Below are 24,012 nucleotides of genomic sequence, written 5' to 3' on the forward strand. Positions count from 1 at the left end.
TGAAGTGTTCAATGCCGCGTCATGCGCTGTGTTGCGGTATACTTATTTTTTTTACGACGACGATGTTCCGCTCGGCGTCTTTCATAAACGGCACGCGCACTTCGAGAGCCGTATAATCGGCGATGACCGAACGTATCGCGTCCATTTCTTTTTCGATATTCGTTTTTTTCGCTTTATATGCGGCAAGATATCCGCCTTTTTTTATAAGCGATAAAAGCGTTTTTGCAAAGCGAGCGTCGAGGGGTTTCAGCGCGCGGAACACCGCTATGTCAAAACTTTCATGCGGAATTTTTTCGGCTTCCGATTTTTGCACGGCAACGTTTTGCAAACCGAGCATTACGGCGCAGTTTTCGAGAAAGGCGCATCGCCTGTCCATGCGTTCGACGAGCGTAAAGCGAAATTGCGGAAAGACGACGGCAAGCGGAATGCCCGGCAGTCCTCCTCCCGAACCGATATCGCCGATGAGGATATCGCCGCTGCGGGTGACGCCGACGTTTCGTATGTCTGCCGCAAGCGAGTTGATAATATCGTGTGCGGCGAGACTGTCGAATACGTGACGAATGGCAAGCTCTTCGAAGTCGCTCGTGTTGACGAGATTGTACGCGGAATTAAATAGCTGCATTTCTTTTATGTACGTGCCGAGCTTTTGCGCAAAAAGCGGAATCGAAGACTGTGCAAAGCCGAGCTCGGAAAGCCCCTCGTTCAGTATGTCGCTCATTGTTGTTTCGCGCTTCCGATGTCGATGAGTAAATCCGCACGGCAATTCGGATCGGATGTGCGCAACGAAACGAGGTTGCCGGTTTTTGCCGCACTTAAATTGCCGAGCGATGCAAGCCGATACATGAACGAATGCACATTCGTATAATCCTGTACGACGGAGCATTCCACTTTATACTGCGCCGAAAATCCCGCTGCTCCTGCCGGCCGAAAGAGTAAGTAAAACGTTTCCATCCGCTTTTGCCCGTTTGCCGTATACGTTCTGTCGCCCGTCAGCAAAAACGTGCCGTCTTCCCCGACGTCGCTGAAATACACGGCACGGCACGAAGAGAGGACATCGTAGCCGTTTACGATAAAACGCAGAATACCGGGACGCGCGGAAGAGGCGAGGGGCTGCTCTTCGTTCGATTTTACCGCTTCGGCATTTTGTTTTTTTACATTGTCAAGCTCCGAAAGGATTTTTTCGAGCATCGCGTTCGATGAAGACGGCAGCGCCGCACCGGAAGATATTCCGCCTGACGATAGACCGCCCGTTGTTGTGCCGCCCGGCAGGAGCGCGCCGTTTCCCGACGCGCCGAGCAGCGAATAAAAATTGTTAAGGAGACCTTTGTTTGCAAGCGCCGTTAAGTCTGCAGCTGTAACGGCGGATAATTTTTTCGAGCTGTTTGCATCTGCCGGCTCGGTACTTTGCGCTTTGCCGCTCGGTATCCGTTGCATTGTTTGCGGCGGCGTTTCGTTTGCGGCGGGATCGGAGCCTGTGTTCGTCTGCTGCTGTGCGGCGGTGTTTCGGCCGGGCGTATAATGAGGAGCGCTCATCGAAGGAACGCTCAGCGTCGGCATCGAAGGAGGGGTCGGCATAACAGGCGCCGTTACGGGAGCATTCTGTTTTACGCTTCCGGACGATGTTCCGTTTTGCGCCGAAAGCGGCATCACGGTCGATACGATTGCAAAAGCGAAAACCGCCGGCATGATCTTACATATTTTCAATTGCCGCCTCCACGAATTCGAGCCGCTTTTGCAGCTGTTCGATCGCGCGCTCGATGCGTTTTTTTTCTTTTTCGAGTTTCGTTTTTTTATCGTCGGCATCGTCCGAGCTTTTACGCCGCATAAGGGCGCGCACGCTGTCGGGGCTTCCTCCGTGCAAAAGCTGCTTTTCCGCGGCGCTTCTGTCGTCGGGATTTTTGAGCGACGCGACGAATTTCATATTGTCGTAGCCGAGGGCGGGATTGACGTTTTCCATGCCGAGCTTTCGGATATCGCGTGCGGAATTGCGCGGGAGGCAGAGCACGCGGTCGATGTAATCTTCATAGCGGATATTGGCTTTTTCACAGAGATCGTAGGCTTTTGCGAGGAGCCGTCCGAACTCTTGCATGAGCTCGCCGTTTTTTTCAAGGTAATTTTTGCGGATCTCTTCGGTGAGTTTTTCGAGTTCCGGCGAGCTTTGAATGTTCAGCGCGTAGTAACCCTTTTTTTCGGTGATGATCAACAATTCGTTGAACTTCGCCCAAAACGCCTGCGTGTGCACCCTTGCGTTGGGGAGCGCCGTGTCGCCCATCGTCGCAAGCGCTTCTTCGGTGAGCAGGTGATGCGCGTATTCGTGGACGGCGGTATAAATCATTTCGTTGTCGGTTTTAAAATTTTTATTGTGCAAAATAATTTCATGCGTATCGGGTTTATACAAACCGTTGACGCGCCGGCTCTCTTTTCCCGATTGAATGACCGTAAAGTCGAGCTTTGTGTCTTGAATGTCGAGGAGGAGCTCTTTGATTTTTGCGTTGTCCATAGGTCAAGTATAGCGAAATCGTACGGAGTTTGCGAGCGCATATGCAGCACGCGCTTATGCGCTTTTACCCGTTTTTTTCCGTAAAGTGCAGAGGAAATGCGTACTCGGCGCATCCGTATTTCGTATCGCGCCACGAAAGAAAATCTTCGATGAGGGCAGCCGATTTTTTTGAAACGCTCGTAAGCCGCCGCGCTCCGGCAGCACTTTCGCCGTCGCCGATGACGAGCGGGTCGATATAGCGCATCTTTACGTCGAGCGATACGCAAAAATGATCGGGCAATGCGTCTTCCGTATGTTCGATACGCGTCATCGTTCGGAACGTTCGCCAGCGTTTAACGAATTCTTTTTGCAGAGCGGAAGCTGGCGGGTTACGGGAAGCGGCGCACACGACATCACGGTTGTCGCCGGTCGCCTCTCCGCCATACAATTTTTTGCTTGCTGCATTTCCGCTTTGTACGCTTTCACTGAACGAGTCGAATCGGGCGACGATTTCGCGCTCGGTTTTTTCATAGCAGTCTTTTTCGGCGATCAACCCGATCGCGATCGCGCGGTCGACGATATCCGAAAGCAGCTTGAGCGCGAGTTTGTTTTCGTTGAGCTGCAGAATGTGCCCCGTCCGGCAAGTTTTTTCACAGTAGGTTTCCGCAATTTTTTGCGTTCGAAAGCCGAGCTCGCGTTCTCCGTCTTCATTGATGCAGATATTGATATTGCCGTAGGCTTCTGCGATTTCGGAAAGCGTCCAGCTTCCTTCAAGCGCGGCTCCCGAGGGAAACATGTATTCGAGTCTGTCAGCCGAAAGATGCGGGAGCTTGTTGTCCGCAAGCGGATAGACATGATAGTCGGCAACGGCATCGATCGAAATACCGTCGGTTCGAAGTTTAGCGCAAAGGGCATCGTCGTTTCGGATCATCGATTCGTTTTCGTTTTCCGTCGATTCCTGCGTAAGCGCGTCTCCGTTTCTGAAATCCGCAACGTGACTGAAAACGGGCGTCGAAACGTCGTGCAAAAGACCTGCGAGCGTTTCAGCCCTGTCGTGCGTAAAGTGCCACAATATGAGCGCGACTCCGATGCTGTGATCGAGCCGCGAATAAAAAAATCGATTTCGATAAAGCGGCGTCCAATCCGTGCCGCACAAAAGTCCGATCCCCGAAAGCCGCTGCAAAATCGGAAGATCGACATACTTATTAATAAATTCGGGAAAATCAGGAGAGAGGATACGGTGATATGAGGCGATCGGGAGGCTTGCGCTTTTCGAAAACGCGGACAGCATAAGGGGCCACGTCATATCGTCGAATCGATTTTTTCGCATGGCCGCATTATAGCATAATTTTGCGCTTGATTAAATCGACCGATTGAATTAGGATTTTTCCGCGGCGGTTATTTTTAAAACGCCGCTTTTTAAAATTATGAATATCTGTCTTTTTACCGCCGATGAAATCGATAATCCGCTTCCGCTTTGCGACGAACGCGCACGGCATATCGTAAAGATTCTTCACAAAAAAACGGGCGACACATTCAGCGCAGGCGTCATCGGAGGAATGGCGGGAAAAGCTTTGATTACGGATATAAGCTCCGGAACGGAAGGAGGCGCCATACGATTTTCGTTTACGCCCGAAACGGACGGAAAAGAGCTTTCGCCTCTTACGCTCATCGTCGGATTTCCGCGTCCGATCCAGCTCAAGCGTCTTTTGCGCGACGTCGCGGGTCTCGGCGCTTCGCACATTTTTTTGACGGGGACGGAACTCGGTGAAAAATCCTATATGCAGTCGTCGCTCGTCGAGCGGGGAGCAGCGTATAAAATGCTCCTCGACGGAAGTGCTCAAGCGGGAAGCACGCACGTGCCTTGCCTCTCTCTGCACGAAACGCTTGCCGAGTGTATTGCCGCCGCGGATAAAGAGCGCGCGATTAAAATTGCGCTCGATAACGTAAGCGCACCTTTTTCGCTTACAGCCTTTCTTTCGGAAAAGAAGGGAGAAAAACTTTTTCCGTGTCCCGTTATCGCGGCAATCGGAAGCGAGCGGGGTTGGACGGATGCCGAGCGCGCGCGCTTCGAAAACTGCGGTTATACGCGCTGTTCGATGGGAGAGCGGATTTTGCGCACGGAAACCGCGGCGACGGCCGCAGCTTCGATCATTTTGGCGGAAATGGGAATATTGGGCTAATTTAAGATAAACAATTTTGCCGAAAAAGCGCTCTCTTTTCCGGCATAGATTTCAATACGGAATTCCGTCGGCTGCAGGCGCGGACATGTGCTTCGATGAAAAGACGAGAGCTACGAGCGTGACGATGTATGGGAATACTTTGAAGATGACCGTCGGCACGACGTTGAGCGCGGGGATCGCCTGCGACACGTTTGCAAGCGTCGTAAAAAATCCGAAAAAGAACGTCGCGCCTAAAATACCGAGCGGCTTCCACTGCCCGAAGATGAGCGCCGCGATCGACAAAAAGCCGAGACCTGCGACGCTGCCGTTGAACTCACCGCTGTACGTGACGAGCATAACGCCGCCGCCGAGTCCCGAAAGCGCACCGCTTGCGAGCACTCCGAACCAGCGCATCCTGTGCACGTTGACGCCTGCGCTTTCTACCGCCGACGGATGTTCGCCGCAGGCGCGCAGACGCAAACCGAAGGACGTGCTGTATAAAAGCCAAAACGAAAAGCTCCACACCGCAAGCACGAGCCACGTCGACCAGTACGAGCGCGAAAAAAACAGCGCGCCGATTACGGGAATCTTTGAAAGAAACGGAATGTCGTCGCGTACGATGCCCATGACAATAGGAATATTGCCGCTTCCGGTGACGAGGCGCGCGACGTACACGGTGAGAGCGGCCGCGAGCATATTGATCGCCGTTCCGGAAATCGTCTGATCGGCTTTCAGATTGATCGATGCGAACGCGTGAAGCGACGCGACGAGCATACCGCACAGCACTCCCGCCGCCAAGCCGAGGGCGGTATACGCGCCGTGCGGCAATACGTTTTCGGTGAGTTTGATGACGAATGCGCTTCCGAAATAGCCTGAAAGCATGAGTCCTTCAAGCCCCAAGTTCGTAACGCCGGAACGTTCGCTGTAGAGGCCGCCCAAACTCGTGACGAGCATGGGAATCGTATATGCGATGACGTACGGAAAAATCTGCGAAAAAAGTTCCCACATATCAGCGGCCTCCCTGCGCCGTACGCTGCGCGCTATCGGCATTGTTACTATTTGTTTTTCGCTTTCCGCGCATGGCACGGAAAACACCGTTCCACAGCCGTTCGAACAAAATACTCGTCGCGGTAAAGTAAATGATGACGGATATGATCGTGTCGGCGATTTCAGGCGGAACGGACGTCATCGCGTTCATAAATCCTTTGCCCGACTGCAGTATGCCGAAAAATATCGACGCGAGCAAAACACCGACGGGCGTCGAAGCGCCGAGTAAGGCGACCGCTATGCCGTCGAAGCCTTGAGAAGGCATGACGCCGATTTGCATATTGAGCGAATAGCCCGTGTAATAGGAAAGACCGGCCAGTCCCGCGAGCGCACCCGAAATCATCATGGACAAAACAATGCTCGAATTGACGCTGATGCCCGCATATTCCGCGCAGCTTTTATTTGCGCCGACGGCTTTTAAACTGAAACCGAGCGTCGTTTTACTCAAGCAAAACTGCACGGCGACGAGTGCGATGACCGCGATAAAAACGCTTAAATTGATATAGGTCGAACCGGCAAAGAGATTTGTAAGCCACGGAGTACGGAGCGACTGCGTTACGGCGATTGCGGAGCTTTCCGTTTCAAGCGACGGCCCTTTGAGATACGCGGGAATATAATAATACACGCTCCAATATGCGATCCAATTCATCATAATCGTCGATACGACTTCGTGCACGTTGAATTTCGCTTTAAAAAAACCGGGGATCGCAGCCCACAGCGCCCCGCCGAGCACTGCGCACAGGATCAATGCAATGAGATAGAGCGGACGCGGCAAAAAGAGATAATGCGCCGCTATCGTCGCGACTATGCCGCCCGCGAGCATTTGCCCGGAACAGCCGATATTGAACAAGCCCGTTTTATACGCGAACGCAAACGCGAGGCCTGTAAAAAACAGCGTCGTCGAAACGGCGATCATGTTTCCGACGCGCTCCGAATTCATAAGGCTGCCGCGGAACATATAGAGATACGCTTCAAGCGGATTTTCTCCGATAACCGCCATGAGAATGCCGCCCGCTATAAGACCGAGCACGACGGCACTCAGCGCAATTAAAAACGGCCCGCTTTTACGATCTTCGTTTTTTTCACCCTTCCGTTTTTTCGCTTTTCCGCGTTTTTCGATATGCGTTGCCCCGTGCTTCATCGCTGCGCTCCTCCGTGTTTGACGCCCGCCATCATAAGACCGACCGCGTGTTCGTTCGTCTCTTGTGTTTTTACGATATCGATAAGTTCGCCGCCGCTTATAACGGCGATTTTATCGGACAGATTGAACACTTCGTCGAGTTCGAGCGAAACGAGCAGCACGGCGTTTCCCTTGTCACGCTGCGCGACGATCTGTTTGTGAATATATTCGATCGCACCGACATCGAGTCCGCGCGTCGGCTGAACGGCGATGAGCAGTTTCGGTTTAACGGAAAGCTCGCGGCCGATGATGAGCTTTTGCTGGTTTCCGCCGGAAAGTTTTCCCGCAGGCGATTTTATTCCTTCGCCCGAGCGGACATCGAAATTATTAACGACGTCTTCGGCGTATGAATTGATATATTTGTCGTCGAGGATACCCCGCTTGCTGAAAGGCCAGCGGTAAAAATCTTTGACGGCGATATTTTCCGCAATCGATTCGGTCGGGATAATGCCGCGCTTTTGCCGATCTTCCGGAATATGCGCGATGCCGCTTTCGTTGCGCTCGCGGATTGTAAAAGCGCTTGCGTCTTCCCCGTCGATAAAAATCGAACCGTCTGCGATCGGCGTCAAACCCGTGATCGCTTCGACGAGTTCGCTCTGCCCGTTCCCGTCGACCCCGGCAAGCCCGACGATTTCGCCTTCGTGTACCGAAAGCGAAAAGTTTTTGACGCCTGCAACGTTTTTCGCATTCATGACGGAGAGATTTTTGATTTCAAGGATCGCGCGCCCCGGATGCGACGGCGCTTTATCGACTTTAAAATTTACCGGACGACCGACCATCTTCGCCGCCATGTCCTGCATACTCGTCGATGCGACATCGACGACACCGATCATTTTGCCGCGCCGGATAATCGTACAGCGGTCGGCGACCGTCTTTATCTCATTGAGCTTATGCGTGATGAGGATAATCGATTTGCCTTCTTTGGCGAGATTTTTCATAATCCGCATGAGATCGTCGATCTCCTGCGGCGTAAGCACTGCCGTCGGTTCGTCGAAGATCAATATCTTCGCATCGCGGTACAGCATTTTGAGTATTTCGACGCGCTGCTGCATACCGACGGAAATGTCTTCGATCTTCATATCGGGGTCGATGTTGAGTCCGTATTTTTCGCTCAGCGCTTTAATTTTTTTCGACGCTTCCCTCCGGTGCAGCACGAAAGCGCCTTCGTTTCCGAGAATGATATTTTCGGTGACGGTAAAATTGCGCACGAGCTGAAAATGCTGATGCACCATGCTGATGCCGAGTCGCGTCGCATCGTTCGGATTTTTGACAGCGGCTTCTTTACCGTGTACTTTTATCGTACCGCCGTCGGCATGATAGAGCCCGAACAAAATACTCATGAGCGTCGATTTGCCCGCGCCGTTTTCGCCGAGTATCGCGTGGATTTCACCGTCTTTTACCTGCAGCGTGATATCGTCGTTCGCAACGATGCCGGGAAATTCCTTTCTGATGTGAAGCATTTCGATTACGTAATTATCGCCGCCCATTCACGCCTCCGATTATGCACTGATATTGTATAAAACAGTATAGCACAGATTGCAAAATTGCGGTATAGGATTTTTTGCCGGCAGTGTGTGATATGCGGCAGATAAAAATCGAGGCAGCTCTCCGGCTTTTACACCGAATGCCGCCTCAATATTTTCTACATACTTGACAATTCAACTGCTGCGTTATGACGGCATCATGGTAGAATTCTCTTCCGGCCGATAGTGAGATTGTGAAAGCATCCGCGTCCCCGAAACCTCGCACATGTGCCCATTAATTACATTAAATTTCAACCGAATTTCCGCTTGCATTATACTTTTTCATCGTCCACTTCTTTTCGGTTTTTGCCTTGGTAAAGGCGGCTTTCAGATCCGCCGGGGCAGTTGCCGAGGTAAAGTCTTTAGAATTGTCTTCGGTAACGTCGGTTTGTTCAGTATAAAGCGTACAAAGTCCGCCTTCATATACAGGTAAGTCGTTCAAAATCTTTGTAAGTGCGGCTGCGTCAAGCTTGTTGCCGTAGCAGTCCAAATAGCCCAAAACGGTACAGCCCTGTATGTTAAGAGAAGTAAGCTGATTTTTTGCACAGGTCAGCATTGACAAAGCGGTAAAACCCTCCACGTTAAGGGTGTCAAGCTTGTTGCCGTAGCAGCCCAACCATCTTAAAGCGGTACAGCCTTGTACATTGAGTTCGGCAAGTTGATTTTCCTCGCAGCGCAGCTCTTTCAAAGCAGTACAGCCTTGTACGTTAAGAGAGGGAAGCTTATTGCTATCGCAGGACAGATTATACAAAACGGTACAGCCTTGCACATCGAGAGAGGCAAGTTCATTTTTATCGCAAGACAGACTTCGCAATGCGGTTAAGCCGCCTCGCACGTTAAGTCCGGTAAGCTTATTGTTGCTGCAGGACAGCGCAGTGATTTTTCCCGTAAGCTTTACCGTCGTGCCGTTTGCGTTCAGGTCGGTTTCGGTACCGCTTTTAAGTTCCGTTTCGGTACAGCCTTCTACCGTAACGGGAGTACCGTCATCGGTTGTGACCGTAACTTTAATGCCAAGCTTATCGGAACTGAGGGTAAGTTCGGCCGTCCATGGCCTTACGCCTTCGTCCGTACTGTCGCTGCTGTTGTCACTCGGACCTTTGCATGCGGTCATACCGAACAGCGCCAGTACCAAAGCGAGCGTAAAAAATGTTTTTATCGTATGTTTCATTGTAACACCTCCGTATTGATGATTCTTCTTTCCACTAAATATTTTTTTATCCCGGCCACGGATGTCGAGGATAAACCGTATCACTCTTACCGCAGTTTTGTAAGAGAACGCATTGCTTCACCACAGAAAACAATTTTGCCTAAAACCGGTAACAACTTATGAGGATTCATAAGCGCACGCAATATAATACCGTTCAAGGGCGGCTTCGATTGCGATTCACGCTTATGTATGCAAATTATGTTCAGCGCAAAGCGTTTCGCGTCGGCGTTCTCGCAAAGAATCGCTGCACTCCTTCAATCGTATCAAATAAAATGCTGTACCGAATGGTGCTCTATCATGTGCGTTTTCACACCGACGATATAGCTTCCGAACATCGCGCTCAAAACGTCGAAAGCTGCGGCAAACGAACAGAGGATCGGAGCGACGGGGCGCAAAAGGAGATAGCCCGTTTCAAAGCCGCGTCCGTAAAGCGTGCACAGCACCGTAAGCGCGATAAAGGGGCCGCCTGCAGGAAGTCCGCCGAGCAAAAACGATAAGCCGATCGACATGCAGTAAATCCACAGGATATTGCTTACGGGAATCGTCATGTATGCGTAGGATCTCCAGATGACGACAAAGCCTACCGTCACGATGAGCGCCGCCCCGCCGCGCGCAAAAATCGAAAAGAGCGGATACGCGATGCCGTTGATTCTGCGCCTGATGCCGAGGCTTTCTTTACCCGCTCTCATATTGATCGGCAACACGAAGTTCGTATCGCCGCTGAAAAACGCGGTAATGATCGAACACAGACTCGCATAGAGCACGCGGTACGGGTGCGGATCGTGACAAATATAATGCAAGAGCACGGGGTAGATGCCGCCCGCGACGAGTATGAGTATGCCGAACAGGAGGAGGATGAGCGGAACGAAAGTGCCGCCTGTGACGACCGTGCGGAATTGTATCGCCCAGCTGCACATGACGGCTATCATGCCGATCGAAAGGACTTCGGTAAAGAGCGTTACGATATTGTAGCAGAGCTTTGAAAGCGCGTCGGTAATCGTCACGATCGGACGAAATGCCGCCTGATCGCCGGTACACGCGCCGCCTGAAAAACACGCAAACAAAAATGCGGGAAACAAAAACGTACCGTTTATGAGCGTTTCAAATGCGGACGACGGAAAGAGCGCACGTATCAAATCGTTTATGTTGAGAGAAGCGGCTTCGGCGGCTTTATCCGCAGTGATGGGAATGCGCGGCAGACGGATCGCCAAAATCGCGACGAGGCCGATAAAAGTCAAAAGCAATGCCGAAGCGATCGTTACGGCTGCCGTCCACATACCGGTTTTTAAAATCATCTTCGATTCGCGCAGTTTGTTGACTGCCGTCATCGCGGTAAAAAAAACGAGCGGTACGACGATATATCTGCCGAAGCGGACGATCACTTCCGTAATAAAAGCGAGTGCGGAAGACGCGGCTTCCGAAGTCGACGGCACGGCAAACGAAAGCGCGACACCGAGCAGCGCTCCGATTAAATACTTGAGCCAAAGTTTCATACGATCAGTATAGCACAGCGTCCGCACTTCGTACAATCGCACGCACGCCGTACGTTTCGTTCCGGCCTATGCCCGCGTGGAGCGCCGCGAAGCGTTCCCGCCGCGAGCGGGAGCGACGGCGGGAATGAGGGTTACCGAAGCGCGGAAGGCGGGATGGCAAAACGGCGTCATCCGAAATATCGATTGGAACGACATCAAGCGGACTCATGCGAACGACGACTTTTTATTTGCGCAACAGTATGTTATAGTATCGTGTATGGAAAAGACAATTTTGATTGCGGGAAAAGATTTGCCCTACGGCGGAGACTTTGCCGACGGCATGGCGCTCGCAGGATACAATGTCGTCGTAACGGGCAATCCCGAAAGCGACGGAGCGGCCGTCACGGCAGGCGATATCGTCATCGCATCGTGGAACAGGCCTTCGTCCGTTTCCGCCCGTTCCCTCGTGCTCCAGGCGGAAAACGCATTTACGGTCATCGATGAAACGGTGCTCTATTTCGACGCTGCCGTATACGCGCAGCAGTTTACGGCGCTTTCGCCCGAAGAATGTACGCGCGCAATCGACACGATGATTTCGGGCTATCACTACTTAACGATGGAAATCCTCAGCCGCATCGAACAGCGCAAAGAAAGCGGTAAGCTCATCTATATCGTGCGTCATCATCCGAGCATGGCGGATGTCATTCGCTCTTCGGCGATTCGGAGCAGTACCGCCTCCGCCGCAGGTCCCTTTGTCAGCAGCGCCGAAGCCGCATTTACCGCCTTTGCCGACAATATCGCAGCTTACGCCGGAGACAAACAAAACGTTTCCGTCGTGCTCGTCTCATGCGATGTCCAAAACGATGCGGCTGAAAAAGACGGCTCTCTCGCATCTTGGCTCGCCGATTACCTTGCCGTCCTTGACGGGATAAAAAGGCGCAGTGCAAAACAGTCGCTTTCTTGGATAAAAGCCGGATCGAAGGCGCCGGGTTCTCTGGGACAAAATCTCCTTTCGCGCTTTCGATAGCACCCGTGTATTCGCTTCGCCGGTTATAGCAGCTCGGGTGCGTAGGAGATAACCTTGCATAAGCGCGCATTAGGTTTTTCGTCCGCACTGCGATGTCGCTCTCGTAAAACGAAAACCGGCCGGGTCGTTTATTTATCAAAATATGAAAATATGCGGCCTTTTACAAAACGCTTCGATACGCTATACTGTCCGTATGTTTATCACTTGTCTTGACCTTGAGGGCGTGCTCGTCCCCGAAATATGGATCGCGTTCAGCGAAGCGACCGGCATTCCCGAACTGCGGCGCACGACGCGCGACGAACCTAACTACGATACGCTGATGCGTTACCGGATCGATATTCTCGACAAACACAATCTCGGTTTGAACGAAATCCGCGAAACGATTAAAAAAATCGACCCGATGCCCGGTGCAAAAGATTTTCTCGACGAACTGCGTTCGTTTACGCAAGTGCTCATCTTGAGCGATACTTTCGAACAGTTTGCCGCTCCGCTTATGGAAAAGCTCGGTCGTCCGACGATTTTCTGCAATACGCTGGAACACGACGCAAGCGGAAAGATCACCGGTTACAAAATGCGCTGCCCCGAAAGCAAACTCGCAACGGTAAAAGCGCTGCAGTCTGTCGGTTTCGAAACGATCGCGGCGGGAGATTCGTTTAACGACCTCGCGATGATCAAAGCTTCCAAAGCGGGATTTTTATTCAAATCGACGGAGCAGATTATTAAAGATAATCCTTCTCTGCCGGCATACACCGAATACTCGGAGCTCCTCGCCGGCATTAAAAACGCGATGGGGCGCTGACGGTTTTAAACCGTGAATACGCGGCGCAATTTTTTATTAAAGCGCTCCGTGTCGTCTTTCAGCATCGTTAAAAAGTCATCTCTGTCTATCGTGCCGAGCACCGCGTCCATCTCTTCGCGGTTCCGGTACGTCATTTTTCGGTAGTAATCGGTATAATCCTTTTCACGCGACGACACCGACAATGCGTACATATCGTCGGAAACGGCGGCGACGCTTTCGACGAGGTTGCGGTATTGCTCCGCGCTGCATCGCTCAAAGGGAACGCCGTAGATGCATTCCAAAAGATAGAGCGCATAGCGCGTTTTGTCGGCGAGGTAGGAAGCCGCACACGCATCGTAAAAGGCGTGCACTTTTTCCCAACTCGCGATTTCCCCGCGCTTTACTTTTTCACGCAGTTCATCGATTTTTTCGAGCGGGATAATCTGTCCGCCCGCGTTGAGCCACCCGGTGTACAGCGGATGCCGCGCGATTTCCGCAAGGACGGCAGGCGAAACGGATGCGATGCCGTTTTCATCGCAGTATTCGATTATCGTTTTCGCGGCAAAATATTTAATAATTTTCCGGTATTGGTGATACGCATACGCCGGCCGAAATACCGTCGCGCCGTATCTTTTCTGGCACTGCGCGTCGGAAAGGGTAAAATCGGCGTCGGGATTTTTTTCAAAAAACGTCTTCGTTTCCGCGATCCGCTCCTTGTCCGTATCGTCTTCGCGTGTACCGTTTGCAGTATTTCCACCTGCGGCGTCTTCGAATCCGTCGGTTGCATCCGCACTCGTCCGAATTCCGAAGCCGCGTGTTTTCCCGCGCATTCGTACATCCTCCGTTTCGTGTATACCTGATTCCGTTTGTCCGCGATGGGGTATCCGCTCTTTCGCCGTCAAACGGACGATGCGGTCGAGCGCCGTCATAATCTCCTGCATCGTATCGGGAGCAAAGGGATCCGTTTCGATGTGCTGCACCGGCACGACCCGCTTATCGCGTTTTTTGAATTTGTAACGGTTTCGAACGAGGGCAAACATATCGTACATAAACCACCACGCCGGAAAAATGCGTATGCTCCGATCGCCGTTTTCCCCGAGCGCAACGAGCGAAAACGGATACGGGATATCGAGCTCGTATTGGTATGAGCCTTTTGCGATGAGGACGAACGACGCGAATCGGCTGTTGTGTTTAAAATCGCTCGAAAGAGAAGGCCAAAATCCGCGCGAAGCGATGAGCTCGCCGTCGGGACTGCGCGAATTGTGATTGCTGCCGATCGTCGCGCCCGATGCGATATTCGACTGCCCCATGATAGTCGATGCGATGAGGAAAGACGAATTGTGATGCTGTTCGTGAAACGGAAATATCAAATTGTTAAGAATCTCACAGCACGACACGGTCGAATTGTCTCCGAGCACCGAATTCAAAAGCCGTGCGCCGTATTTAAGCTGGCAGTTTTTTCCGATGACGAAGCGCACCGCAACCGCCTGATAAAAGACGCGGCTGCCGGCTCCCATAATGCCGTTTACCATTTCGACGCCTTCGCCGATCTGCGACGGCTCCGCCTCCGAAGAGAGCACTGTGATGTTTTTCAATTTGAACGCGCCTTTGATGTACGCGCATTCTCCGATTTCCGCATCTTTTAAAAGCGTCGTATTTTTTATGACGGCATTATTTTTAACAATCCCGTACGTCGCTCCTTTACAGCAAGCACCTTTTTCCGTAAGCTCGACAAATCGCTTCATAAGAGCGCCGTCTTCGCGATAGCGCGACCACAGATATGCGTCGGCGGGAATCATGCTTTTAAACGGAAGCACTTCCCGCCCGCCGTTTTCGTTTGCGACGCCGATCCATATACGGTTTTCTTCCGGCTCGCCTTTTTTTAAAATCCCTTCGCCGAATTTCGAATGCGTCGTACAGCTCATCTCCTGTATATTGAACAGCATGACGTTTTTTCCGAGCCGGTAGTTTTCAAAGTACGCGACGTTTCGGATCACGTTGTCGTCACCCGTCACGGCGTTTATCAATTTGGAAGCGTAGATACCTTCTTCGAGTTCGAGGTCGTGATATTTCAGCGCGGCGTGCCTGAGCTTTCCCAAAACGATAAAACCGGAAAATGACGAATCGCGTATGAGCGAGGCGTCGAAGCATTCCGCATCGACGTAAAAGTTTTGCCACGAAGGATCGTCGGACGTGTTTTGATTTTTTTCAAGCGCTTCGATTTCCGCTTGCGTAAGGTTCCGCTTCCCCGCCGTAAGCTCGGACGGGACGGAAACGGAGAGCGAACATTTATTCGTATGCGTTACCTGTACCATAACGCTTTATTGTATATATGGACATACGACTTTGTCAAATCGTATAAGGGAAGGACTGTCTTAAAAGGCGCTTACTTTTTCGACAGACTCATCTCGGTCTTATAGGGAAACGCATAACCGGCCGGAAACGGCGGTGGTTATCGTACGGCGCTTTCGCTTCCGACGAGGCACATCCATTCGGCTTCCGCCGCCAAAACGTCGCCGACATAGGCTTTACCCGACTGCTTTACCATGTGCGGTGAAACGCGCAGATTCGCGATTTCCATACGCACCGTATCGCCGGGACGCACTTGATTTCGAAACTTCACTTTATCGACCGTAGCGAGAAAAAACAAACTGTCTTCCTGAAATTTCTTTTGAAAGCTGAGCGCCGCTCCTCCCGCCTGTGCCATCGTTTCAACGAGGATAACGCCGGGCACGACGGGATACTGCGGAAAATGTCCCTTAAAAAAGAAATCGTCGTCGGTAAATTTTCGCGTGCTTACGCTGCCTTTTTCATCGCACGAAAGTATTTCATCGACGAATAAAAACGGCTTTCGATGCGGCAAAAGAGAAGCGATATCGTTCGTAACCATAGTGTCTCCCGTTCGGAAAATATTAAATTCTTTTCAGTACGATAACGCCGTTGTGTCCGCCGAAGCCGAATGTCGAACTCATGGCGCAGTCGACTTTGCATTCGATGCCTTTGTTCGGCGTATAATTCAAATCGCAGCCGCCTTCGACATCCTGTTCGTCGAGATTGATCGTCGGGGGAATAAAGCCTTCTTCGATTGCTTTGACTGCAAACATCGCTTCGATTGCACCGGTAGCTCCGAGGCAGTGTCCTGTCATGCTCTTCGTCGACGATATGTGCAGCTTTTTCGCGTTTTCTTCGCCGAACGCGATCTTCAACATCTGCGTTTCGCAGGGGTCGTTCTTTTTCGTCGCCGTTCCGTGCGCGTTGTAATACTGCACTTCTTCAGGTTTTACGCCCGCGTCTTTAAGCGCTTCCGTCATAGCCGCCGCTCCCCAAACGCCGTCGGGGTTCGGAGCGGTCAAGTGATAACCGTCGCTCGTTCCGCCGTAGCCTGCGAGTTCGGCGTATATCTTCGCGCCGCGTTTTTTCGCATGTTCGTATTCTTCGAGCACGAATACCGCGCTGCCTTCACCCATGACAAAACCTTCGCGCCTTTTGTCGAAGGGACGGCTTGCCGCTGCGGGATTGTCGGCAAAAGAAGTCGAAAGCGCGTGGAGCACTTCAAAACCCGCGATGCCGAATCCGTTGATCGTACTCTCGGCTCCGCCGGCGAGGCAGATATCGCGCCTGCCGCCTCTGATAAAATCGAGTGCATCTCCGAGTGCGTCCGAACCGCTCGCGCATGCAGTCGTCACCGTGTGTGCCGGCCCGTGAATGCCGAGAGCCATGGAAATGTTACCGCATGCTTCATTCGGAATCAGTTCGGGAATCGTCATAGGCGGCAGACGGTGCTGCGGACTCTGCGAATATTTGATGCAGCAGTCTTCGTTCACTTCAAAACCGCCGATACCGACGCCCATAAAGATCGCAGCGTCTTTGATAACATCGCTGTTCGCTTCAATAGATGCATCGTCGAGCGCCATTTTTGCCGCGGCGACCGCATACTGCGAAAAGCGCGCCATCTTGCGCGCCGCTTCGGGATTCATATACTTGGTCGCGTCGAAGTTTTTTACTTCGCCCGCATACCGCGCTTTAAACGTACTCGCATCGAAATGTGTGATGAGCGCAACTCCGCTTTTACCCGCTTTTGCCGCAGCCCACGTTTCCGCAACCGAATTTCCGATCGGGGTAATCGCCCCGATACCCGTTATCACAACCCGCCTCTTTTCCATAACCGCCAACTCCTGTTCATTCCGTTATAAAATTACTAATCAATAACATAAAAGCGTCTCCAAAAATCCGGCATGATTTTCGGAGGCGTCCATAGCCTCACGCGCCCATGCCGCCGTCTACGCCGAGCACTTGGGCCGTAACGTATGCCGACAGATCGCTTGCCAAAAACAGCACCGCGTTCGCGACGTCTTCGGTTTGCCCCGCACGTTTGAGCGGAATCTGAGCGACCCACGCTTCGCGCGCTTTTTCGTTCACCGCCTTTGTCATGTCCGTTTCTATATAGCCTGGCGCTACGGCGTTTACGCGTACGCCGCGGGAACCGACTTCTTTTGCAAGGCTTTTCGTATAGCCGATAAGACCAGCTTTACTCGCGCTGTAGTTGACCTGACCAGCACCGCCGTGTATGCCGACGATGCTCGACATATTGATTATCGAACCTGATTTTTTGTGAATCATATCGTTTGAAACGATCTGCGTTGCAACGAACACCGCAGTGAGATTGACATCGAGAACTTTTTGCCAATCTTCGATTTTCATGCGAAACGAAAGACCGTCCTTCGTGATGCCCGCGTTATTGACGAGCACGTCGAATCCCCCGGAAGCCGAAAGCGCTTCTTTAACGACTTCCGAAAGGCGGGCGGCATCTCCCGCATCGGCGACAAGTTCGTGAAAAGCCGTACCGTGCGATGAGGCGAACTGTTCCAGCTCCGATTTCGCTTCCGACGGATGCGAGCAGAGCCCCCATACTTCAGCGCCTTCGTGCAAAAAAGTTTCTACAATCTTTCGACCGATGCCGCGGCTCGATCCCGTGACGAGCGCCTTTTTACCCCTAAGCAGCATCACTCGACTCCGCCTATCGATTCGGCCGAATTGACAGGTGTACTCGGCCGCTTTTCGCCGAAAGGAGAATCGCGCCAAAGCCCGCTCAGCACTTTGCCGACACCCGGCTCAAGCACGCGCCATTCGTTTGCGGAATCCGCATCCATGACATCGGCGAGCACTTTTTCTTCCAGAGTCCACCGTACCGGATTCGTCAAGTGCAGCACCGCATTTTTTTTCGCATCGCTTCCTTTGAGAACTTTTTCTCCGGTTACGTTGCTGAACAAATCGATTTTAGGATCGGCGAACGTTACGTCCGCGATCGCTTTTTCAAATTCGTCGGCGGCTTTTTGCATGAGCGGACAATGGAAGGGGCCTGCAACCGAAAGCCTGATCGCGCGCCGAGCGCCCGCTTCGGTACACGCTTTTTCGGCTGCGGCAAGACCGTCGGCCGTACCGCTGATAACCGTCTGTTTGGCGCTGTTTAAATTTGCGGCGTACACGTCCGAAAGACCGGAGCAGATTTCCTGCACCTTTTCCGGCGGCAAACCGATAATCGCGCTCATGCCCGGAGCATGACCTGCATTTGCGGAAGCGATTTCTTCGCACACGCGCTGCATTATATCGCCGCGCTTTTGCACGACACGGATGAGGTCTTCAAACGAAAGCACGCCCGAAATGCCGAGCGCCGGAAATTCGCCGAGGCTGAATCCCATAGCAGCGGACGGCACGATACCCTTCGATTTCAACGCTTCGGAAACCATGAGAGAGGCGGACGTGATCGCGAGTTGACTGTTGTCGCTGCGGCTCAATTCCGCCTGATCCGTTTCCCACAAAAGCTTTGCCATATCCCTCCCGGTAATCGATGAAACGGAATCGAGCAGCGTACGCGCTTCGGGAAAAGATTCGCACACGTCTTTCATCATGCCGGGTTCCTGTGCGCCCTGACCCGGAAACAAAAAAGCATATTTTTTCATTGGTACCTCGTCAAAATCAAAATGACAAAACACGATATTTTGTCATACTCAATACAATTATATAATAGTGAAATTACGGGTTTTGTCAAGGTAAAAACGACAGATAAAAACGAATAAGGTATGCTCCGTCATTCAAATCAAAATCGTTATTAAATTTCGTGCACCCTAAAATCCCGCAGGCAGCGGAGCGCACACCGTAAGCATTTTCCCGCTTAGCGGATGCGGAAACGAAATCGAATACGCATGCAGAAAAAGCCGTTCGGCCTTTTCCCCGCCGTAGCGTTCGTCGCCTAAAATCGGCATGCCGCGAGAGGCGAGGTGGATACGGATCTGATGCGTGCGCCCCGTAATCGGCTTCGCTTCAACCCTTAACAATTTTTTCCCGTCCCTCGTGCATTCGCCGAGCAGTGCAAAATCGGTGCGCGCAAAGCGCCCGTCTTTTGCTTCGCCCCACATGCCGCTTCCGCCGATTTTGCCGATGTTACTTTCGACGCTGAAGTACGCTTCGGGCGATGCGAAAGGTTTTACGGCGAGGGCGCGGTACGTCTTTTTCACGCCGCCGTTTTCGAAGAGTTCATGCATACGCGCGTTGACCGATCGCTGTTTTGTAAAAAGCAGCACGCCGCTCGTCGTCCTGTCGAGGCGGTGCATGATACCCGCATACGGCCTGTTTCGAAGCGACGGATCTTTTTTCCACAACCAAGCGATGACCGCATCGTGCATATTGCCGCGCTTTCCCGCAACCGTCGGCTCCGTAAGAAAGCGATCGGGTTTATCGACGATTATCAAACAATCGTCTTCGTATAAAATCGATTTTTCCGAAAGCTCGAAAAATATGTCGTCGTTTTGTTTTTCGTAAAAAAATTTTTCTCTGTCGATTTTTACTGCGATGCGGCATCCCTTTTTTACCGTGTACGCAGGTATTCGCCGCTGGGTGCCGTCGCCGAATACCGCGCCTGCGACGATGAGGCGGCGTATTTTCGAATTGCTTACGGGATTTTCGCCGCTCAAATATTGTACCAGTTTTTTTCTCAAAAGCTCGTCGAGACGGGAAGTTTCATCGGCAATAAAAAAAATCGTTTCCACCGAGCAGCCGCTTTTATGCGGATCCTTCGCGCTACAAAAGCGCAATGCCTAAGTCGGCGCAGTCTTTAATCATTTTTTTCGGCCAAATACTCACCTGTGTTTCGCCGATGTGCGCTTTTCTGAGCAAAAACATGCACAACCGCGACTGTCCGATGCCGCCGCCGAGCGTTTGCAGCAGTTCGCCTTTTAATAATTTTTTGTGAAATTCGAATTTTTCGCGATCGATACAGCCCCGCTCTTTGAGCTGCGCTTTCAACGATTCGGGAGAAACGCGGATGCCCATTGATGAAAGTTCGAGCGGCGCTTTGAGGACGCTGTTCCACACGATGATGTCGCCGTTTAAGCCGCGGTGTCCGTCGCCCGTTTCGGTAATCCAATCGTCGTAATCGGGCGCGCGTCCGTCGTGAACGGAACCGCTCGACATTTTTCCGCCGATGCCGGTTATAAACACCGCGCCGTATTTCTTTGCAGCCCTCGCTTCCCGTTCGTGCGGACAGAGAGCCGGATATTCGCGTTCCAAATCATCGGCATACAGCAGCGTAATATTTTCCGGAAGAGACGGCGTAATCGCAGCGTAGTGATCGTAAATATAAAACTCTGCGCGCTTGAGGCAGCGGTAGATTTTTTTTACGATTTCGTGCAGATAAAACACCGTCCGATTTTCAGGCATAATCGCCATTTCCCAATCCCATTGATCGACGTACAGCGAATGAATCGCATCGAGCGTTTCGTCGGGACGGATCGCATTCATATCGGTGTAAATGCCGAAGCTCGGCTGCATACCGAGTTCCGTCACTTTGAGCCGCTTCCACTTGGCGAGCGACTGTACGATTTCCATGCGCTTGTTTCCCATATCTTTTACCGGAAACGATACCGGCTCTTCGACACCGTTCAAATCGTCGTTTATGCCGAGTCCGCTCTGCACGAAAAGAGGAGCGGTGACGCGCGTCAAATTCAATTCGGTTGAAAGCGCCGTTTGAAAAAAATTTTTTATCAAAACGATAGCGTGTTCCGTTTCTTTCGAATTCAGTATCTGCTTGTAATGCTGCGGCAATTCATTCATAAAAACATCCGTAATCGATAATCGGAGACTTCCAAAAAACGGTCGAGTTCCCGGAAGCCTGCGATTGTTAAATTTGATTATGCACCGTGATAATCGATGAGCGTCGTAACACGTATGGGCTCAAGCGCTTCTCTGTAATGCAGGTCGGAAAGTCCTATGACGCCGAAAAAATCGGAAACGATGCCGCCGCCCTGTTCGATAAGGCTGCGGGAAGCTTGGAGTGTTCCGCCCGTCGCGATCAGATCGTCGACGATGAGATAGCGTTTCCCTTTTTCAATGTCGGATTTATGCGCTTCGATTTCCGCTTGTCCGTATTCGAGCGAATACGCACACGTATATTTATCGCCCGGAAGCTTTCCTTTTTTGCGTACGAGCACGAGCGGGATCCCCATGCGAAGCGCAAACGGAGCGGCAAATAAAAAGCCGCGCGATTCGACGCCAGCAACCGCATCTAAATTTTTATCGCCGTATATGTTTACCATGCTGTCGATGCAAAATGAAAACGCCTGCGGGTTGACGAAGATGCCGGTGATATCGTAGAAAAGAATACCCGGCTTCGGGAAGTCGGGAACACGACGGATCGCTCCGTCGAGCACGTCAAGATCGCTCATAGTTATCAATTTTAATGAACGGACTTCACCTCGTCAATACGAAGGTTTAAACAAATCTTTTTTTCGTATTCCGCCGTCAAAGAGCCACGACTTCTTTACGCTGCGCTGCAAATGAAACCGCGATATCCGTACCGGCAGTCGTTTTCGTATTCATCGCTAAAAGTTCGGGCACGGTATATTTAACTTTTTCAATAAGCGCATCGAGTGAACCGGATTCAAGACAGAGTCCGGGTACATCGTCACTCGTCGCAGTCCATACGGCAGCTTCAGGATCCCAAATCGTTTTTATCCTATATTCCATATCAATATCGTATCATGATTGGCGCCTGAGTACAAGGTTCAAAAATTACTTAATTTCGAAGTTTGCAGCGGCAGCCCCCTTCGGATCAATCGGCGCATCCTCAACCGTTCGGTACCGTACTCGTTTTGACGACGAAGGTTCCCATATTCATTCGGCGTGTACGCACATCTTCGAGGTAAGCTTCGAGCGAAGCGGCATCACATTCGGCGACGGCTTTTTTTATAAGCGTAAGCTGCTTTTCAAAGGCTGCGATATGCGAAAGAAGTTCGTCTTTATTTGCGAGAAAAAGTTCCGTCCACAAGGGCGCGTTGATCATCGCGATGCGCGTCAAGTCTTCAAAGCTTCCGCCGCCGAATTCGGTAATCGTTTCGTCTTCGGCGCTTTTGACCAGGGCGGATGCGATGACGTGGCACAGCTGACTCGTAAAAGCGATTTTTCGATCATGAGTTTTGCAGTCCGTTTCGACGATGCGTGTAAAGCCCATCGCGGCGATAAGGCTTTTTATGAGTGCGATGTTTTCGGCTTTATTCGAAGGCTGCAGCATCAAGATATAATTTCGCCCTTTAAAATATGCACCGTTCGAGTTGACATATCCTTCCTTTTCACCGCCGGCCATCGGGTGCCCGAAGATACAATCGACGTCGTTCCTCGAAAAATCTGCAAGTCCGTCGGCTAAAAACGTTTTGACGCCGCTTATGTCGGTAACGATCGATGCGCTTTTAAAATCGTTTCGGTGCGCTTTAATAAATTCGAGCGTTGCGTGCGGATAAAGGCAAATATATACGATATCGCACTGAGAGAGCATGGCGCCCGCATCGCTCGGAGCAAAGCCCTCGTCGATAACGCCGTCGCGGACGGCAGCGTCGAGCGTTGCGCCAAGCGCATCGCATGCAAAAATTTTTCCTCGAGCTTCCGGCATGTCGAGCACGTTGGCGCGGATGGCTTTTGCAACGGAGCCGCCCATGATGCCGAGCCCGACGATGCCGTACAGAGCATCCCGAAGATTACTCATCGCATTCATAATTTCCCCCATAAATTGTGCGCATTATGCACGGTGTCGTTACACGCTTCGTCTTTCGATTTCCGCAACGCGGGCGAGCGTTTTCATCAGCGAAGCGAATTCGTCGGGACGCAGGCTTTGCTCGCCGTCGCACAGAGCGCGGCTCGGATCGTTATGCACTTCGATAATAAGGCCGTCTGAGCCTGCCGCGACGGCGGCTTTTGCAAGAGTCGGTACCATCCAGCTCATGCCGCACGCGTGGCTCGGATCGATGATAACCGGGAGGTGACTCACTTTGTGCAGATACGGAACGGCGCTCACGTCGAGGCAGTTACGCGTATAGGAATCGAAGGTACGCACGCCGCGTTCACAGAGGATGACGTTTTCGTTGCCGCTTGCCATAATGTATTCGGCGGACATGAGCAGTTCTTTAACCGTTGCCGCCATGCCACGTTTTAATAAAATCGGTTTTCCGGCTTTGCCCATCTCTTTTAATAAATCGAAGTTTTGCATATTGCGCGCGCCGATTTGAATCACGTCGACGTCGGCAAAATACTGCAGCTGGCGTACGTCCATCAATTCGGTAACGATCGGAAGTCCCGTCTCTTTTTTTGCCGATTTTAAAAATTCAAGACCTTGTGCACCGAGCCCCTGAAACGCATACGGAGATGTGCGCGGTTTAAACGCGCCGCCGCGAAGCAATTTTGCACCCGCTTTTTTCACTGCTTTCGCAATCGCGACAACCTGCTCTTCGCTTTCGACGGAACACGGACCCGCAATCACGGGAACCGTATTGCCCCCGAAACTTACCGCATCTCCTCCCGTACCGACGGTGATGACCGTATTGTCGGGATGAAAGGCACGGTTCGCCATTTTGTACGGAGCCGTAACCCGCTTTACGTCTTCGACAATCGGATTCGCGATAACGCTTTCCGTATCGAGTTTTGTCGTATCACCGAGCAAGCCGAGGATCGTCGCTTCCTCTCCGCACGAAACGTGAACGCCGTAGCCTCTTTCTTTCCAGTGCCGGATAAAATCCTGCATCTCGGCATCCGTCGCATTTTTTTTCAAAATAACAATCATCGCACACCCCTTTTAATAATTTAAAATCAACAA

Annotated in this window: 23 protein-coding genes; 3 read left to right on the top strand and 20 right to left on the bottom strand. The window is 51.8% G+C overall.

What is annotated here, in order from left to right:
• Positions 1-19: 19 nt before the first annotated feature.
• The 4 genes from rsmG to IZU26_RS07760 all read right to left on the bottom strand — a co-directional run bounded on the left by rsmG (position 20) and on the right by IZU26_RS07760 (position 3,809).
• Positions 20-718 carry a 16S rRNA (guanine(527)-N(7))-methyltransferase RsmG gene (gene rsmG / locus IZU26_RS07745; protein WP_433278069.1) on the bottom strand — a complete coding sequence of 233 codons (699 nt, stop codon included), beginning with the start codon at positions 716-718 and terminating at the stop codon, positions 20-22.
• The gene (locus tag IZU26_RS07750) at positions 715-1,704 is read right to left on the bottom strand and encodes a hypothetical protein (protein WP_433278071.1); all 990 of its coding nucleotides are present in this window, start codon (positions 1,702-1,704) and stop codon (positions 715-717) included. The genes rsmG and IZU26_RS07750 overlap by 4 nt, the downstream gene beginning before the upstream one ends.
• Entirely contained in the window at positions 1,691-2,500 is an 810-nt protein-coding gene (locus tag IZU26_RS07755) for a hypothetical protein (RefSeq protein WP_310822297.1), read from the bottom strand. The genes IZU26_RS07750 and IZU26_RS07755 overlap by 14 nt, the downstream gene beginning before the upstream one ends.
• 64 nt (positions 2,501-2,564) lie before the next feature.
• Positions 2,565-3,809 (bottom strand): hypothetical protein, encoded by a 1,245-nt coding sequence (locus IZU26_RS07760; RefSeq protein ID WP_433278073.1) that lies wholly within the window; start codon positions 3,807-3,809, stop codon positions 2,565-2,567.
• Between the two features lie 97 nt (positions 3,810-3,906).
• On the opposite strand from IZU26_RS07760, the gene IZU26_RS07765 reads away from it, so the two are divergent.
• Entirely contained in the window at positions 3,907-4,662 is a 756-nt protein-coding gene (locus tag IZU26_RS07765) for an RsmE family RNA methyltransferase (protein ID WP_433278075.1), read from the top strand.
• Positions 4,663-4,713: 51 nt separating this feature from the next.
• Here IZU26_RS07765 and IZU26_RS07770 read toward each other — a convergent pair whose 3' ends face one another.
• The 5 genes from IZU26_RS07770 to IZU26_RS07790 all read right to left on the bottom strand — a co-directional run bounded on the left by IZU26_RS07770 (position 4,714) and on the right by IZU26_RS07790 (position 11,091).
• Positions 4,714-5,649 carry an ABC transporter permease gene (locus IZU26_RS07770; RefSeq protein ID WP_433278077.1) on the bottom strand — a complete coding sequence of 312 codons (936 nt, stop codon included), beginning with the start codon at positions 5,647-5,649 and terminating at the stop codon, positions 4,714-4,716.
• 1 nt (position 5,650) lies between these two features.
• On the bottom strand, positions 5,651-6,829 hold the full coding sequence (locus IZU26_RS07775) for an ABC transporter permease (protein WP_433278079.1): 1,179 nt from the start codon (positions 6,827-6,829) through the stop codon (positions 5,651-5,653).
• Positions 6,826-8,355, bottom strand: a complete 1,530-nt coding sequence (locus IZU26_RS07780; protein WP_433278082.1) for an ABC transporter ATP-binding protein — start codon at positions 8,353-8,355, stop codon at positions 6,826-6,828. Before IZU26_RS07780 ends, IZU26_RS07775 begins: the two co-directional genes overlap by 4 nt.
• A gap of 280 nt (positions 8,356-8,635) precedes the next feature.
• Complete coding sequence (locus IZU26_RS07785) at positions 8,636-9,559, bottom strand: leucine-rich repeat domain-containing protein (RefSeq protein WP_310822288.1); 924 nt, start codon at positions 9,557-9,559, stop codon at positions 8,636-8,638.
• Positions 9,560-9,861: 302 nt separating this feature from the next.
• Positions 9,862-11,091, bottom strand: coding sequence for a dicarboxylate/amino acid:cation symporter (locus IZU26_RS07790; protein WP_433278084.1), 1,230 nt, complete (start codon positions 11,089-11,091; stop codon positions 9,862-9,864).
• Positions 11,092-11,215: 124 nt separating this feature from the next.
• Between IZU26_RS07790 and IZU26_RS07795 the strand changes: the two genes are divergently transcribed.
• A complete protein-coding gene (locus IZU26_RS07795) occupies positions 11,216-12,097 on the top strand; it encodes a hypothetical protein (RefSeq protein WP_433278086.1) in 882 nt (293 codons plus the stop codon).
• A gap of 193 nt (positions 12,098-12,290) precedes the next feature.
• On the top strand, positions 12,291-12,896 hold the full coding sequence (thrH, locus tag IZU26_RS07800) for a bifunctional phosphoserine phosphatase/homoserine phosphotransferase ThrH (RefSeq protein WP_038080410.1): 606 nt from the start codon (positions 12,291-12,293) through the stop codon (positions 12,894-12,896).
• Between the two features lie 5 nt (positions 12,897-12,901).
• On the opposite strand, the gene IZU26_RS07805 is transcribed toward thrH, so the two are convergent.
• From IZU26_RS07805 to aroF, 11 genes are all read right to left on the bottom strand, one after another.
• Positions 12,902-15,190 carry a DUF4954 family protein gene (locus IZU26_RS07805; protein WP_433278089.1) on the bottom strand — a complete coding sequence of 763 codons (2,289 nt, stop codon included), beginning with the start codon at positions 15,188-15,190 and terminating at the stop codon, positions 12,902-12,904.
• A gap of 137 nt (positions 15,191-15,327) precedes the next feature.
• On the bottom strand, positions 15,328-15,765 hold the full coding sequence (gene fabZ / locus IZU26_RS07810; RefSeq protein ID WP_021329455.1) for a 3-hydroxyacyl-ACP dehydratase FabZ: 438 nt from the start codon (positions 15,763-15,765) through the stop codon (positions 15,328-15,330).
• Positions 15,766-15,787: 22 nt separating this feature from the next.
• Positions 15,788-17,038 (bottom strand): beta-ketoacyl-ACP synthase II, encoded by a 1,251-nt coding sequence (gene fabF, locus IZU26_RS07815; RefSeq protein ID WP_021329396.1) that lies wholly within the window; start codon positions 17,036-17,038, stop codon positions 15,788-15,790.
• A 97-nt stretch (positions 17,039-17,135) separates the two neighbouring features.
• Entirely contained in the window at positions 17,136-17,879 is a 744-nt protein-coding gene (fabG, locus tag IZU26_RS07820) for a 3-oxoacyl-[acyl-carrier-protein] reductase (RefSeq protein ID WP_310822278.1), read from the bottom strand.
• Entirely contained in the window at positions 17,879-18,835 is a 957-nt protein-coding gene (locus IZU26_RS07825; protein WP_433278091.1) for an ACP S-malonyltransferase, read from the bottom strand. Before IZU26_RS07825 ends, fabG begins: the two co-directional genes overlap by 1 nt.
• A gap of 165 nt (positions 18,836-19,000) precedes the next feature.
• Positions 19,001-19,921, bottom strand: coding sequence for an RluA family pseudouridine synthase (locus tag IZU26_RS07830; RefSeq protein WP_433278093.1), 921 nt, complete (start codon positions 19,919-19,921; stop codon positions 19,001-19,003).
• A gap of 31 nt (positions 19,922-19,952) precedes the next feature.
• Positions 19,953-20,984 (bottom strand): aspartate--ammonia ligase, encoded by a 1,032-nt coding sequence (asnA, locus tag IZU26_RS07835; protein WP_433278095.1) that lies wholly within the window; start codon positions 20,982-20,984, stop codon positions 19,953-19,955.
• A 77-nt stretch (positions 20,985-21,061) separates the two neighbouring features.
• Entirely contained in the window at positions 21,062-21,595 is a 534-nt protein-coding gene (locus IZU26_RS07840; RefSeq protein WP_021329490.1) for an adenine phosphoribosyltransferase, read from the bottom strand.
• Positions 21,596-21,671: 76 nt separating this feature from the next.
• Positions 21,672-21,896 (bottom strand): DUF1902 domain-containing protein, encoded by a 225-nt coding sequence (locus IZU26_RS07845; RefSeq protein ID WP_021329482.1) that lies wholly within the window; start codon positions 21,894-21,896, stop codon positions 21,672-21,674.
• Positions 21,897-21,996: 100 nt separating this feature from the next.
• Positions 21,997-22,917, bottom strand: coding sequence for a prephenate dehydrogenase (locus IZU26_RS07850; RefSeq protein ID WP_433278098.1), 921 nt, complete (start codon positions 22,915-22,917; stop codon positions 21,997-21,999).
• A gap of 39 nt (positions 22,918-22,956) precedes the next feature.
• Positions 22,957-23,979: a 3-deoxy-7-phosphoheptulonate synthase gene (gene aroF / locus IZU26_RS07855; RefSeq protein ID WP_310822269.1), complete on the bottom strand. Its 1,023-nt coding sequence runs from the start codon at positions 23,977-23,979 to the stop codon at positions 22,957-22,959.
• Between the last annotated feature and the right edge of the window lie 33 nt (positions 23,980-24,012).

Source organism: Treponema sp. SP13 (assembly GCF_050938355.1).
Lineage (GTDB): Bacteria > Spirochaetota > Spirochaetia > Treponematales > Treponemataceae > Treponema_D > Treponema_D socranskii.

What these genes read in the sequence shown, in the direction of transcription:
- IZU26_RS07805 (WP_433278089.1), bottom strand. Translation starts at nt 15,190, where the DNA reads ATGGTACAGGTAACGCATACGAATAAATGTTCGCTCTCCGTTTCCGTC.
- IZU26_RS07760 (WP_433278073.1), bottom strand. Translation starts at nt 3,809, where the DNA reads ATGCGAAAAAATCGATTCGACGATATGACGTGGCCCCTTATGCTGTCC.
- thrH (WP_038080410.1), top strand. Translation starts at nt 12,291, where the DNA reads ATGTTTATCACTTGTCTTGACCTTGAGGGCGTGCTCGTCCCCGAAATA.
- IZU26_RS07785 (WP_310822288.1), bottom strand. Translation starts at nt 9,559, where the DNA reads ATGAAACATACGATAAAAACATTTTTTACGCTCGCTTTGGTACTGGCG.
- IZU26_RS07780 (WP_433278082.1), bottom strand. Translation starts at nt 8,355, where the DNA reads ATGGGCGGCGATAATTACGTAATCGAAATGCTTCACATCAGAAAGGAA.
- asnA (WP_433278095.1), bottom strand. Translation starts at nt 20,984, where the DNA reads ATGAATGAATTGCCGCAGCATTACAAGCAGATACTGAATTCGAAAGAA.
- fabZ (WP_021329455.1), bottom strand. Translation starts at nt 15,765, where the DNA reads ATGGTTACGAACGATATCGCTTCTCTTTTGCCGCATCGAAAGCCGTTT.
- IZU26_RS07825 (WP_433278091.1), bottom strand. Translation starts at nt 18,835, where the DNA reads ATGAAAAAATATGCTTTTTTGTTTCCGGGTCAGGGCGCACAGGAACCC.
- IZU26_RS07755 (WP_310822297.1), bottom strand. Translation starts at nt 2,500, where the DNA reads ATGGACAACGCAAAAATCAAAGAGCTCCTCCTCGACATTCAAGACACA.
- IZU26_RS07775 (WP_433278079.1), bottom strand. Translation starts at nt 6,829, where the DNA reads ATGAAGCACGGGGCAACGCATATCGAAAAACGCGGAAAAGCGAAAAAA.
- IZU26_RS07765 (WP_433278075.1), top strand. Translation starts at nt 3,907, where the DNA reads ATGAATATCTGTCTTTTTACCGCCGATGAAATCGATAATCCGCTTCCG.
- IZU26_RS07770 (WP_433278077.1), bottom strand. Translation starts at nt 5,649, where the DNA reads ATGTGGGAACTTTTTTCGCAGATTTTTCCGTACGTCATCGCATATACG.
- IZU26_RS07840 (WP_021329490.1), bottom strand. Translation starts at nt 21,595, where the DNA reads ATGAGCGATCTTGACGTGCTCGACGGAGCGATCCGTCGTGTTCCCGAC.
- IZU26_RS07790 (WP_433278084.1), bottom strand. Translation starts at nt 11,091, where the DNA reads ATGAAACTTTGGCTCAAGTATTTAATCGGAGCGCTGCTCGGTGTCGCG.
- IZU26_RS07850 (WP_433278098.1), bottom strand. Translation starts at nt 22,917, where the DNA reads ATGAATGCGATGAGTAATCTTCGGGATGCTCTGTACGGCATCGTCGGG.
- rsmG (WP_433278069.1), bottom strand. Translation starts at nt 718, where the DNA reads ATGAGCGACATACTGAACGAGGGGCTTTCCGAGCTCGGCTTTGCACAG.
- fabF (WP_021329396.1), bottom strand. Translation starts at nt 17,038, where the DNA reads ATGGAAAAGAGGCGGGTTGTGATAACGGGTATCGGGGCGATTACCCCG.
- IZU26_RS07795 (WP_433278086.1), top strand. Translation starts at nt 11,216, where the DNA reads ATGAGGGTTACCGAAGCGCGGAAGGCGGGATGGCAAAACGGCGTCATC.
- aroF (WP_310822269.1), bottom strand. Translation starts at nt 23,979, where the DNA reads ATGATTGTTATTTTGAAAAAAAATGCGACGGATGCCGAGATGCAGGAT.
- IZU26_RS07845 (WP_021329482.1), bottom strand. Translation starts at nt 21,896, where the DNA reads ATGGAATATAGGATAAAAACGATTTGGGATCCTGAAGCTGCCGTATGG.
- fabG (WP_310822278.1), bottom strand. Translation starts at nt 17,879, where the DNA reads ATGCTGCTTAGGGGTAAAAAGGCGCTCGTCACGGGATCGAGCCGCGGC.